The sequence below is a fragment of the Pedobacter caeni genome, from assembly GCF_900129215.1.
Taxonomy (GTDB): Bacteria; Bacteroidota; Bacteroidia; order Sphingobacteriales; family Sphingobacteriaceae; genus Pedobacter; species Pedobacter caeni.
The window spans coordinates 1,693,822-1,707,455 of record NZ_FQUQ01000001.1 but is presented as its reverse complement, the minus strand read 5'-3'; the positions used below and the strand labels follow the sequence as shown (position 1 = coordinate 1,707,455).

Below are 13,634 nucleotides of genomic sequence, written 5' to 3'. Positions count from 1 at the left end.
GTACGGTAACCCCAATTGATCAGACTTCTGCATTGAGCTTAACCAAAACAGCAGTTGTTGGCGTACACAATAAAATAGGAGACATCATCAATTACAATTTGGTAGTTAAGAACACTGGAAATGTAACGGTTACCGCAATTGCAATTACTGATGCCAATGCAGACGCAGGCAGTATCAGTCCGGCATCAATTGCCAGCCTTGCACCAAATGCTACCGCAAACATTACGGCTAAACATACCGTAACCCAGGCTGATTTAGACCGTGGTTATGTAACCAATATTGCCAAAGCTGATGGTAAAGATCCAAAAGGTGGAAACGTTCATGCCGAGTCAACTGATCCGACACCAATTCCAGGTGCACCAGTGGATCCGGCTTGTCCAAAATGTACCATAACACCGATAGACCAAAAAGGAGCGGTAGCTTTAGTGAAAACAGTAACCAATGCCGGAACAGGCGAAAATGGAGCCTTTGTATTAGGCAACCAGATTGAATACACGTTTACAGTTACCAATATTGGAAATGTAAGCCTTAAAGACCTGGTATTAAGCGATCCATTATTGAATAAAGCAGCAATCAGTATCCCTGGTATCCTTGCACCTGGCAAATCTGTAAGCCACGTTGAGAAATACACGATTACCGCAGTAGATATAGCCGCTGGTAAAGTAACCAACCAGGCTGTAATTAACGCTACGGATCCTAAAGGGGCAAATGTAAAAGATCAGTCAGGTACCGATGCGAATAATGACAATCCTACGGTCATCACCATTGCTAAACCACCGGTTGTAAAAGACGATACCAAGGAAACACAGCAGAATAAGCCAGTGATGATTGATGTACAGAAAAATGATGAACCTGGTAACAGTGACATTGTACCTGGTAGTACAACCATCATTACACAACCTAAAAACGGAACAGTTAAAGTTAATACAGACGGTACGGTAACTTATACACCAAACCCAGGTTATACCGGAACGGATGAGTTTACCTATACTGTAACGGATAAAAATGGTCAGATTTCCAATCCGGCTAAGGTTACATTGACTGTTGTTCCAACCAAACCCGTAGCAATTGATGATACTGCAGAAATCCAATGGAATACGGAGGTTAAAATCCCGGTATTGGGTAACGATAAAACCGATGCTGCAGCATTTGATAAAGGCACGCTTGAAATCACAGAACAACCTAAACATGGTACAGTAAAAGTTAATCCTGACGGAACAGTTACCTATCTGCCAAATAGTGGATATACCGGAACAGACACCTTTAAATATCGTGTTAAAGATGAGTATGGAAACTGGACCGATATCGCTACAGCAACCATAACTGTTAAAGGTTTCTTCATTCCAAATGTGATTACACCAAATGGAGATGGTAAGAATGACAGCTTCGTCATAGTGGGGCTGGAAAACTATAACAATGCAGATGTCACCATCTTCAACCGTTGGGGCAATGAAGTATACCGCAATAACAATTACAAAAATACCTGGACTGGTGAGGGACTGAATGAAGGAACCTACTATTACCTGATCAGATTGAATAGCAGCGGTAAACAGGAAGTTTATAAAGGTTGGGTATTAATAAAAAGATAATTGATAAGGCCGGCGAAAGCCGGCCATATACAAACAGATTATGAACAAACATATCATAAAAAAAGTCATACTAGTATTGGGGTTAACTGTTGCTGGTCTGATACCGGCAAAGGCACAGCAGAATATTCAGTTCTCTCAGTATATTTTCAATTCTTTAAGTGTGAACCCGGCTTATGCGGGATACAAAGAAGAATGGTTTGCACAACTCGCCCTGAGAAGCCAGTGGACTGGTCTTAGTGGCGCACCGAGAACTGGTCAGCTATCCATTGATGGTGTAGCTGATGCCAATAAAAATGTAGGTCTTGGTTTGCAGATTACAGACGACAGATTGGGGCCGCAATCGGCTACTTCAGTTTACGCCAATTACGCCTATCGCTTAAGACTTAACGATGAGGATACCCAACGGTTAAGTTTTGGAATTGGGGCAGGTATTACCCAATATGGATTAGATGGAAATAAGTTAAATCCCGTTGATTTTGACGATCCGAATTTGCCGGCAGGTAAAATCAGCACTACCATTCCGGATCTTCGTTTTGGGGTTTATTACTACAACCCAAACTTCTATATCGGAGCTTCCGCAATGGATTTACTTTCCGGAGATAAATCAAACAGCATTTTCAACTGGGATAAGAATAATGTGGCGAACCTGAAACGTAAGCGACACTATTACCTGATCGCAGGTACTATACTTAATTTATCTGAAGACACTAAACTTCGTCCAAGTCTATTGTATAAGGAAGACCTTAAAGGGCCTTCAAGTTTAGACATCAGTAGCATGTTCATCTTTGCTGAGAAATTCTGGATCGGTGGTTCTTACAGAACAGGTGTCAATCTTTGGAAAAAGGATTATGCCAAAGGCCAGGACCTGAGCAGCCTCAATTCCATATCTGCAATTGCCCAGTTTTATGTAACAAATACCTTTAGAGTCGGGTATTCTTATGATCACATCCTGAGCAAGCTCAGCAGCATACAAAATGGCACCCATGAAATTACCATTGGTATCACATTTCCTGGAAAAAACAAACGTTTACTTAGTCCCAGATTCTTTTAAGATCAATAGTCGATATATCGTTTAAACTGATGAACATGATGAATAAAAAATTTACCAGATACATTTTCCTTTTAGGCCTGGGATGTGCTTTTCGTGTTGCTTCGGCACAAGAGCAACCTTCCTTGCGCCAAAGGGCAGACCAACTGTATGCACAGTATAAATATGCCAATGCAGCTTCTATATACCTGAAGCTGGCGGATACCAGGAAACCAAAGCTAACTGATCTGGAACGCCTGGCCGATTGTTTCCAGAAAATGAACGACTATGAAGCCGCCGAGAATTGGTATGCAAGGGTTGTACAGGATCCGGAAAGCAAAGCAGAGCACCTGATTACTTATGGCACTATACTTAAATCCAACTCCCGTTATTCGGAAGCAAAAAAAGTATTGCAGAGCTATGCAAACAAAAGTGGCGATACCAAAAGGGTAACTAATGAAATTGCAGGATGTGATTCGGCTCTGATATGGATGGCTAAGCCTACGGCGCATAAAATTAAAAATGAAGCGCAAGTCAATACTGCATTTGCTGATTTTGGCGTGTTCCCAATGGACAATAAAATTTACTATACCGGCGAACCTGAACAAAGGTTGTTAAAACAGAAAGATGGCCGAACCGGCAATCCTTTTTTACGAATCTACACTGCCGACCGATCGACAGACAATAGCTTAAGTTCAAAGCTGATTAATAAGTCTGTCTATAATGAGGAGAAGTATCACGTCGGTCCGATCATTCGCAATCAGAAAGGAAATGTATTGTACGTGACGCGTACATACCCTGGGCAGTCCGGAGAAATTAGTAAAGAAAACAAAAAGAAATTCAGAACCAATAACCTGGAATTGTATATTTATACCGCAAATAACAGCGAATATGACGTTGTTCCCTTTCCATATAATGATGTTAAAAAATATTCTGTTGGCCATGCTGCATTAAGTCAGGATGAAAAAACATTGTACTTTGTGTCTGATATGGCTGGTGGTTTAGGCGGTACAGACATCTGGTATTGTGAATTGCAAAGTGATGGCAGTTGGGGGAAACCTCAAAATGCAGGTCAGGCAATCAATACCAGTGAGGATGAAATGTTTCCCAATATCGGGGCGGATGATACTTTATATTACTCCAGTAATGGCTTGCCGGGAATGGGGGGATTAGACATCTTTGTAGCAAAGGGTGAAAAGAACAATTGGTCTAAACCTGCAAACCTGAGATACCCGGTCAACTCTGCCGGTGATGATTTTGCTTTCATTACCAATATCGTAAATAAAGATACAACGATGGGTTATCTTTCTTCTAACCGTAAAGGTGGGGTAGGAAGTGATGACATCTATAGTTTCAGCAAAATCAAGCCTAAAATGATCCTGGCGTTGAAAGGCCTCACCGTAAATAAAAAAAATGGAGAGATATTGGAAGCTGCAACGGTCACTTTATATGCCAATGGCCGTCAGATTATTGCTAAACAAAGCAGCAAAGCTGATGGCACTGTTTTTTTTGAGCTGGCCAAAGGAACCGACTATAGCGTACTTGGTCAAAAAGAGAAGTTTTACAGCGACTCTGCAACGGTAAGCACCAAAGGTTTAACAAAATCAGACACCTTAAGTGTAACTCTGCGCCTGGAACCTTTATTTGAAATTGATAAAACCATTGCCATTCAAAATATCCATTATGATTTTGATAAGGATAACATCCGCAAGGATGCTGCAAAAATTCTGGACGAACTGGTACGCACCCTGCGGGATAACCCCACACTTGAAATTGAATTGGGTTCACATACCGACAGCCGTGGGATAGACATCTACAACCTGGACCTTTCCCAGCGTCGTGCACATTCCGTGGTAAATTACCTGGTTAGCCGTGGCATTTCAAGAAGCCGCTTAACTGCCAAAGGATACGGTGAAACACAATTGCTGAACCGTTGTGTAAATGGAGCTAAATGCTCTGCTGCAGCGCACCAGACCAACAGACGCACCGAGTTTAAGATTTTAAAAATGTAACCGGAACACCGGTCATGCCTGATGCAAGTTGGATGTCCGGAAATGCTAAAAGAATTTGAACGGCACTGATTATTAAAGAATTTTGATTTGAAATTTAATTGATTTTTATAAAATGCGTTTGACTATAAAAAATATCGAGGCTATAGATGTTAGCCCGGCCTCAAAACCTTATCGTTTTGATATTGACGTTAACGGAGTCGAAGTTGACGGTGTACTAACCCAAATTGATATTATTACTGCCATTAAATATTATGGTATGACGGAGCTATTGGATACTATAGGAGAAGAATATTTAAGATCACATCTGGAATGTCTTTAGTGTGCCATCGATAGCGTTAATGGATTTATAAAATATCGCGGAGAAATTATAACAAAAATTTTAAATACTCATACAATGGCAAGAAACGATTTAAAAGGAAAAGTTGTCCTGGTTGCAGGCGGCGCAAAAAATTTAGGCGGATTATTGAGCCGTAATTTTGCCTCAAAAGGGGCAAAAGTAGCTGTACACTACAACAGTGATCACACAAAATCAGATGCCGAACAAACATTGTCAGACATCTCAAATGCAGGTGGAGAAGCTTTCTTATTTCAAGCAGACTTAACCAAGGTAGAAAATATTGCTAAACTTTTTAAAGCTACAAAAGAAAGGTTTGGTGGCATTGACATTGCGGTCAACACTGTGGGAATGGTATTAAAAAAACCTTTTTTAGAAACTACCGAAGCTGATTATGATACTATGTTCGACATCAATTCAAAAGTAGCATACTTCTTTATTCAGGAAGCAGGAAAACACTTGAATGACAATGGCAAGATAAATACAATCGTAACTTCTTTGCTGGCTGCATATACCGGCCTGTATTCTACTTATGCAGGTGCAAAAGCACCTGTAGAACATTTTACAAGAATGGCATCCAAAGAATTTGGAGATCGTGGTATTTCTGTTACTGCGGTTGCACCGGGCCCTATGGATACTCCTTTCTTCTATGGCCAGGAAGCACCAGAAGCCGTAGCTTATCACAAGTCTGCCTCAGCGCTGGGCGGATTGACAAACATTAGAGACATTGCACCATTGGTAGAGTTTTTAGTAACCGATGGATGGTGGGTTACCGGACAGACCATTTTTGCAAATGGTGGTTACACAACAAGGTAAAATACATGATACCTATCCAAAGAGGAATTGTCATAAATGAGATGCGGTTTCTGAGGATTGAGTATTAGAAAATATCCCTATAGGGAGGGACGAATAAAAACAATAAAAAAAGAGGATGATCATTTTAACAATGATGCATCCTCTCTTTTTACCATCCATAATTATATAGATCGCATTTGATCAGATTCGATTAGATCTTTGGGTTCAGTATCTTGTTGATTCTATCCGCAAGGTCTTCATAATGACTTTTCGTCAATGGATTACCTGCGGTTACCTGAAGTGCTTTTACATTTGCGTTCAGTTTTTTCAATTCCGCGCGAACCAATAACCGCATATCAGAGCTGTTTGGATTGTATGGAGTGATGCCCATGATCGCATACGAAGACTCTACTACCGGTTTATCCAGTTTCAGCAATACACCTAAACGATCTGCATATGCTCTTTGTAATGCCCTTTTGAATACATCTGGTGTTTCATTAGAGAAGATGGCAACACGAAGATCAGTTAGTAGGTTTGTTACCGTATAGGCGTTATTTCCGTTTTTGATTTCGTCGTCGATCATTCTGGCAAAACCATAAGTCTCCAGCAGGGAAGTTAATACCTGGTTTTGCATTTCCATAATGCGGTTGTTCACTACTCCAAAATCAATTCTGGACATCATCGATTTGTTCAGTAACCAGTTTGGTGTAGCAAATACCTGTTTGTTCAGGAAAGCAATGGCCTGCTGTTGTTTGGCTTTAGAGGTATACGTATAAACTGCTCCGGGCTCATCTACAGTTTTTACATCTTCCTGCAATCCGCTCACATTAGCGACCACATGGTTTACATAACGTCTGTATTGACGGATCACTTCATAATACAAATCATTTGCATCTTCCAGTTCTTTTCCTGGCTCATAAGTCCATTTTTCGATGTTCGGAAGGATCCTCTTCAGGTTCTCAATTCCATAAGCACTTGCTTTCATGGCATTGTCGCCCAGGTCTTCGCTTTGTGCACGCGGATCGATGGAACCTTGCTTTCCGTAAAAATATACCGGATCTTTTGATTTCTTCATGATCATGGCATCCAATACCTTTTTCTCTTCTTTGGCAGATTGCGAAGCAGGGAAATAAGTATAACCGAATTTAATCGCGAACTGGTCATAAGCACCAATTTTAGGATAGATATCAGTAATGCCATCACCAGGTTGGGCAATGTAATTGAAACGTGCATAATCCATGATGGAAGGGGCAGTGCCATACTTTGCGGTAAAGGTTTTAGAACGTAAGGAATCTACCGGGAATGCTGCACTTGAACCAAAATTGTGCAATAATCCCAGGGTATGTCCTACTTCATGAGAAGAAACAAAACGAACCAGCTGGCCCATCTGTGTATCACTGATTTCAGCTCCTCTTGCTGCCGGGTTGATGGCTGCGGTTTGTACAAAGAACCAGCTTCTCAACAAAGACATCACATTGTGATACCATCCGATATGGCTCTCGATGATCTCGCCTGACCTTGGGTCAGCAATCCTTGGTCCATAGGCATTTTCTGTAGAAGATGCAAAATAGCGGATCACTGAATAACGGGCATCTTCGGTACTGAATTCGGGATCTTCCTGTGCAGTGGGTGCTTCTTTGGCTACAATTGCATTTTTAAAACCTGCGGCTTCAAAAGCAGTATTCCAGTCGTTCACTCCCTGAATCAGGAAGGGTACCCATTTTTTTGGAGTTGCAGGGTCGATATAATAAACAATTTGCTTTTTCGGTTCCACCAGTTCTCCACGACTGTAGGCCGCTTCATCTTTGGGCTCCAATCTCCATCTTTGGATATAGGCAGTAGGGGTAACGTGTTTATCGCTCACACTGAAATCCAGCTGTCTTTCCGTAAAGTAACCGATCCTTTTGTTTTCGGTACGGGCTTTCATTGCTTCTTTAGGCAATAGTACCATCGAAGTGTTGAGTCCGAAAGTCATGGCGCCAACGGTTTTGTCGGCCGGAAGTTCAGGACTTCTGTAGGTCTTTACTGTTTTTACTTCCACATTTTGAGGGAAGCTTTTTACGGTATCTACATAAGACCTCGTATTGTCTATTCCGGAGATTTTATAGGTCTTTTTCAAACCTTCAGGAAGGGACATTCCAGGGATATCTCCATTGTAAAAATCCGTGATGTCAATCAACACGCCTTTTCCATTGCTGCTGAAAGCCTTGATGTCAAAAACAGCAAGGATGGGCAAGGCGTTTGAGTTTTCCAATGCCTGATGAAGGTCTGAAGCTGCATCTGCTACATAGGTATAACTTGGTACCCTGATAAAGATCTGTTTATCTCGTTTTTCCCATTTCCAGACCTGGTTGTTGATCATCTCTCCACCATATTGGGATCTTGATTCTTTTAAAGCTACAGGAGTCTGGGTAAAGCGGGTTACCACAAGCATTTCTCTGCCCAACAGGGAGTCGGGGATCTCGTAGTAATATTTCTGATCTACTTTATAAATATTGAATAATCCGCCATCCGCTTTAGTGCCGGAAGGGATTACTTCTGAAAACTTTTTGATCGTACTTTTCTTGATTTCCGCTGTTTTTGCTACAGTATCTTGTTTTGACTTTCCGGCAATGCTGCCTGGCCATTTTGTTTTCTGGGCATAACCATTGGCGATGGTCAGTGCAGAAAGCATCATCAGTGCAGCGGCCTTTGTCAGGACACTGGTTTTTGGGGTTAATGTGGATCTGAAATTCATTAAAGGATTAAATTGATATTTGATATATGTATGTTAAAAAGGAAAATTACCAACCCGGGTTTTGTGGTTTTAAATTCGGGTTTACTCCGATTTCAACCAATGGAATCGGTAACCAGTAGTTCTTCTCGGTAAATACCCTGCCGCCGGCGATTTTTGGCGCATAGGTAAAGGTTCCGTTGACTGCTTTGGTGATGGTAACGCCATTTACTGACTTGTTCAGTAACGCTGTTGCCAGTTTCCAGCGACGAAGGTCATTGTATCTGATCTGATCTTCAAAAGCAAGCTCAATCCTTCTTTCATGACGGATTTTTACCCTCATCTCTTCCTGAGATAAGCCTGTTGGCAGTTCCGGCATTTTAGCTCTTTTCCGGATGTCATTGATGGCCTGGTATACTGTTCCGTCTGGTCCGCTGAATTCGTTCTGTGCTTCTGCATAGTTCAATAAAATCTCTGCGTAACGAAGGATCACCCAGTTGCTGCTGCTGGTTGTATTGGGATCTTTGTTGTAGTCAAAATCTTCTGCAATAAACTTCCTGGTGTAAAAACCGGTTGGTGATGCATTGGTGGTTGGCATGTCTTTCCCTTTAGTAAAGGTTTCTACCGGACGGCCTTTAAATGGGGCGGTATTGAAAAGGATGGATTTTTCGAAACGTGGGTCACGGCCTGCGTAAGGATTTGCCGGGTCATATCCTGATCCTGTTTCGTTATATAGCTTTCCGTTTTTCATTTCATATTCGTTCACCAGCTCCTGCGTAGGCCCGTTAACACCTCTTCCTCCGTATCCCGCCGGACTGTTATTTTTATCGTAACCATGTTGTTTTTCTGATTTTTGTCCATTGTAACGGTATTCCAGAATTACTTCCGGTTTAATCAGCACATTCTTTTTAAGGAAGGGATCGTTGTAATCTGCCTGTAAGGAAAAAGCATTGGCATCCATTACCTTTTTTGCACTTTCTGCAGCTTTTTGCCATGCCGAAAGATCATTTGATACATTGTTTAGGGGACTTGCAGCCCATAACAATACCCTTGATTTAAAAGCTTGCGCTGCAGCGCTGGTAATGCGGCCGATTTCTGCAGTCGGGTAAGCAGCTGGTAGTGTTTCAGCAGCCAGATCAAGCTCAGTGCTGATAAAGGAAATGCCTTCATTGTGGTTCATTTTCAGGGGTTTATCCTGAGCTTCATCTATCAGTTGTGCCTTAAGTACCAGAGGCACATCTTTGAAATTGCTGAACAGCTGGAAATAGACAAAAGCCCTGCAGAACCTCGCCTGGGCAACGAATTCTTTGCGCTGTTGTTCGCTAAGTACCGGAGCTGTAGCGGCCCTTTCTATAAAATAGTTCATTTTTCTGATCTGCCCATAACTGTCTTTCCAAAGGTTTCTCTGAGGAAAGGTTTCCACGAGGAAATTGCCGGTCAGGTAACCGGAAATTTTGCTTTCCTCAGCACCAATCACCTGAAGATCATCTGTATTGGTAGCGGGCAGGTAAGCTGTTGCAAAACCCGTGTTCTGAAAGTTGTAAAACTCATTTAGAGACAGTTCTATTAATTTCGGGTCTTGCCATAACGTTTCTTCTGAAATAAGTTGCAGAGGTTTCCGGTCAAGGAAGTCTTTCTGGCAGGAACTGAAACTGATCAGGCCTGCAAATAAAATTGCGATGGTATATTTAGTAGTGTGACGATTCATTTTCTTTGATCTTTTGATGAATAAATTAAAGGCCTAAACGAAGACCAAAAGAGAAGATTCTTTGGGGAGGATAAGAGTTGGCAAATGTCCCCGAAGATTCCGGATCAAACCTTTTGTTACTGGTAATGGTGAATAAATTCTGTCCTTGTCCGGTAAGGGTAAGCGAAGAAATTCCTACTTTTTTAAGTAATTCCTGTGGCAGGGTATAAGACAGTTGTGCAGTCCTGAGCTTGAGGTAATTTCCATTCTTTACATAGAAAGTAGAAGGGTATCTGTTGGCTTCATAGTTTGATAGCAATCTCGGATAACTGGCATCCTGACGCCCGGGTGTCCACCTGTCGAGGTGTAACTGATAGAAATTCGTTAAGTCTGCTGCCGGGGCATAATTGATATACACTCCTGTAGAAGCCTGAAAGAAGGCATCAGCAGCAAAGTTTTTCCATTTAAATCCAAGGGATAAACCGTAAATTGTTGGTGGAACGATGTATTTGGTGAGTACGTTTCTGTCCGGGCTACCGGCATAAAGTTCTACCACGCCATCGCCATTCAGGTCAGAATACCTGATGTCACCTGGTTTTCCGCTTACCGGGGTTCCTCCGGGACTGATCAGGTATTTTGGCCAGCTGTCTACATCCTGCTGATCCCTGAAAATTCCATCTGCTTTAAGAATACGGGCAGTACCTACCGGCAGGCCTTCCTGACGTAAACCAGGTAGCATGTTTTCGTTCTCTCCGTAATCAATTACCTTGCTTTTGGTAAAGGTCATGTTTAACCTTGCAGAATAACTTACCTGTCCGATTTTATTTCGATGAGATAGGGCAAATTCAAACCCGTAATAACGCTCTTTACCGAAATTCTCCAATGGTGCAAGTAAGCCAAAAGTCGAAGGAACATCATAGCCTTTGTTACGAAGGATGTCATATTTATATTTGTTATAGTAATCTACTTCTACACCCAACAGGCCTTTCCATAATGTTGCATCTATTCCGATATCAAAGGAGTTTACCTTTTCCCAGGTGATATTGGTGTTGGGAACTGAGCTATTGGAAATTCTTGCCATAGGGGCAAGCGCATTATTAGTCCCAAATACATAACCGACAGGAAGTAAAGTATAATTATAGAAATAAGAATACAATGCACCTCCGTCATTTCCCAGTTTTCCGTAAGAAGAACGGATTTTCAATTCATCAATAAATGGATAGTTGTCTTTAATGAAATTTTCCTCAGATAGGATCCATGCTACTGCCAAAGAAGGAAATAAGGCCCTTCTTTTACCTTTCGGATAAAATGGGGAACCGTCATACCTGAAATTGCTTTCTACGATGTAACGGCTGTTGTAGTTATAAACCAAACGGGCAACTGCACTTTGACGGGCACTTTCCATCGCATTTCCAGAGCTTTTCTGTGAATTGGGATCACCAAGGAACAATTGGTCTACACTGGATATTGGGAAATTGCTTCTTTCTGCTGTGATGGTTTCCCCTTTGAGCTCATTTTGCTCATATAAGGCCAATGCACTGATCGAATGTTTGCCAAACAGTCTTTTGTAGTTCATGGAAACCTGGATGTTTACGTTGTTGTTCTGAGAAATGTTCTCGCTTAATGAAGCCCTTTCTGTACCATTTTCCAATTTGTATTCATCTTTTAAAGCATTTAGGGAGTAGACCGGAAAAGGAACGGTAAAGGCTTTGGTTTTGCCGTTGTTTCTATCTACGGTTACTAAACCAGTAGCAGAAAGTCCTTTTACAAAGGGAATTTGTTGTGTTAGTTTTAAGCTTCCCGTGAAAATATTTCTATACGCCTTATTGTACCCGCTCCCTTCAAGGGCATCGGCTAAGGGGTTTCCCGAAAATCCGGAATAAGCATACAATCCGTTCGAAAAACGGGCAGGGGCAACAGATCCCAATACCGCCATCCGGCTGAACACACCTTCTCCGAAGCTGGCGGGATTTTTTCCTGTTTCAGTGACATAATTTAAGCCAACAGAAACCAAAGTAGTTGGGCTCACATCAAGGTCCACATTGCTGACGATTCCGTATCTCTTCATTCCGGAAGTACTGATCAGTCCATCCTGACCGGTATAAGTCCCGCTAAGGAAATAACGGGAATTGGTTCCGCCGCCCGTTAAGCTGAGGTTATGTTTGATCGCAACCGCAGAACTTTTCAATACTTCCTTATACCAGTTGGTGTTCGGATAGCGGTCGGGATCCGAACCGTCTTTGAATTTCTGAATCTCTTCTTCCGTATATTTAGTTCTTGTTGAACTGCCTTTCTCGGCTTTGTCATTGTCGAACATTTCATTGTTCAACAGGGCATAGTTGTAAGAATCCAGGAACTTCGGCAATTGTGTGGATTGCTGGAACCCATAATTACCACTGTAATTCAAAGAAACTTTACCGTTTGTTTTACCGCGTTTGGTGGTAATCAGGACAACTCCGTTTGCGCCCCTTGCACCATATACAGCTGCTGATGCGTCCTTAAGTACACTGATCGTTTCTATGGAATTGGGATCAAGTTTATCGATCTCCATTCCCAAAATACCCATACCTTCTCTGGCTACTCCATCGATTACTATGAGTGCCTCACCCAGACCACGGATCTTAATTGTGGAACGGTCCCGGTCAGGGGCACCGGAACTGCTTGGTGAGGTCGATAAACCAGTTACCCGACCCATTAAAGTGTTGGACAGGTTTACCGCAGGGGATTGAGCCAGTTCTTCTCCTTTGACCACTCCAATTGCACCGGTTACCAGTTTCTTTTGCTGGGAGCCATATCCAACCACGACCATTTCATTGAGTTCATTGGAGCTCACCGTCATGATGACATTGATCTGTGTCCTTTTGTTAATCGGAACTTCTTCTCTTTTGAAACCCAGATAGGAGAAGAGCAGGGTATGGTTTTCTTCCGCTTTGATCTTATAAAAACCATCGCTGTTGGTAATCGCTACCGCTTTACCTTCTCTCACGACGATGGTCACTCCCGGTAAAGGAAGGTTTTTGTCATCTGTTACCCGGCCTTCAATGGTGATGACTTTTGCGGCAACAGCTCCGGACTGCAAATTTTCAATCCTTTGCTTTACGACAATAATGTTCTTTTCAATGCTGTAAGTCAATGGCTGATATTTGAAAATTTCAGTCAGGGCCTCATTCAAGGTCACGTTTTTAAGGTCGAGTGAGAGGGATCTCGAATTTTTGATGACCTCATTGTTGAACATAAAGTAATAACCGGTCTGTTTTCTCAGGTCTTGCAGAATGGTTTTTAGTGTGCTGTTTTGCCTCGAGATGGTTACTCTCTGGGCAAAAGAAGCTGAACTTACCTGAATACCTAGGGTGATCAGGATAATGGTGGTTAGTTTCATGATGATGAATACTTTTTTTCTGACTTTAGAATGTAGTCGTACTTTCATAAATTTGAAATGTTTGGGTTTAAGATGAAGGATATGCAATCCCGGTAATT

Annotated in this window: 7 protein-coding genes; 4 read left to right on the top strand and 3 right to left on the bottom strand. The window is 42.0% G+C overall.

The window, feature by feature from the left end; genetic code table 11:
- The 4 genes from BUC20_RS07370 to BUC20_RS07350 form a co-directional block, all read left to right on the top strand.
- Window positions 1–1,589, top strand: a 1,589-nt coding sequence (locus BUC20_RS07370; protein WP_143166728.1) for a DUF7507 domain-containing protein, incomplete at its 5' end; no start/stop codon positions are given.
- 40 nt (window positions 1,590–1,629) lie between these two features.
- A complete protein-coding gene (locus BUC20_RS07365) occupies window positions 1,630–2,640 on the top strand; it encodes a PorP/SprF family type IX secretion system membrane protein (protein ID WP_073229264.1) in 1,011 nt (336 codons plus the stop codon).
- Between the two features lie 35 nt (window positions 2,641–2,675).
- Entirely contained in the window at window positions 2,676–4,628 is a 1,953-nt protein-coding gene (locus tag BUC20_RS07360; protein ID WP_073229601.1) for an OmpA family protein, read from the top strand.
- A 394-nt stretch (window positions 4,629–5,022) separates the two neighbouring features.
- Window positions 5,023–5,778 carry an SDR family oxidoreductase gene (locus BUC20_RS07350; protein WP_073229259.1) on the top strand — a complete coding sequence of 252 codons (756 nt, stop codon included), beginning with the start codon at window positions 5,023–5,025 and terminating at the stop codon, window positions 5,776–5,778.
- A 190-nt stretch (window positions 5,779–5,968) separates the two neighbouring features.
- Here BUC20_RS07350 and BUC20_RS07345 read toward each other — a convergent pair whose 3' ends face one another.
- From BUC20_RS07345 to BUC20_RS07335, 3 genes are read right to left on the bottom strand one after another with little or no spacing between them, the layout of a single operon-like run.
- On the bottom strand, window positions 5,969–8,494 hold the full coding sequence (locus BUC20_RS07345; RefSeq protein ID WP_073229256.1) for a zinc-dependent metalloprotease: 2,526 nt from the start codon (window positions 8,492–8,494) through the stop codon (window positions 5,969–5,971).
- Between the two features lie 46 nt (window positions 8,495–8,540).
- Window positions 8,541–10,178, bottom strand: coding sequence for a RagB/SusD family nutrient uptake outer membrane protein (locus BUC20_RS07340; RefSeq protein ID WP_073229254.1), 1,638 nt, complete (start codon window positions 10,176–10,178; stop codon window positions 8,541–8,543).
- 25 nt (window positions 10,179–10,203) lie between these two features.
- Window positions 10,204–13,584 (bottom strand): TonB-dependent receptor, encoded by a 3,381-nt coding sequence (locus BUC20_RS07335; protein WP_073229251.1) that lies wholly within the window; start codon window positions 13,582–13,584, stop codon window positions 10,204–10,206.
- Window positions 13,585–13,634: the final 50 nt, after the last annotated feature.

What these genes read in the sequence shown, in the direction of transcription:
- BUC20_RS07365 (WP_073229264.1), top strand. Translation starts at nt 1,630, where the DNA reads ATGAACAAACATATCATAAAAAAAGTCATACTAGTATTGGGGTTAACT.
- BUC20_RS07340 (WP_073229254.1), bottom strand. Translation starts at nt 10,178, where the DNA reads ATGAATCGTCACACTACTAAATATACCATCGCAATTTTATTTGCAGGC.
- BUC20_RS07345 (WP_073229256.1), bottom strand. Translation starts at nt 8,494, where the DNA reads ATGAATTTCAGATCCACATTAACCCCAAAAACCAGTGTCCTGACAAAG.
- BUC20_RS07335 (WP_073229251.1), bottom strand. Translation starts at nt 13,584, where the DNA reads ATGAAAGTACGACTACATTCTAAAGTCAGAAAAAAAGTATTCATCATC.
- BUC20_RS07360 (WP_073229601.1), top strand. Translation starts at nt 2,676, where the DNA reads ATGATGAATAAAAAATTTACCAGATACATTTTCCTTTTAGGCCTGGGA.
- BUC20_RS07350 (WP_073229259.1), top strand. Translation starts at nt 5,023, where the DNA reads ATGGCAAGAAACGATTTAAAAGGAAAAGTTGTCCTGGTTGCAGGCGGC.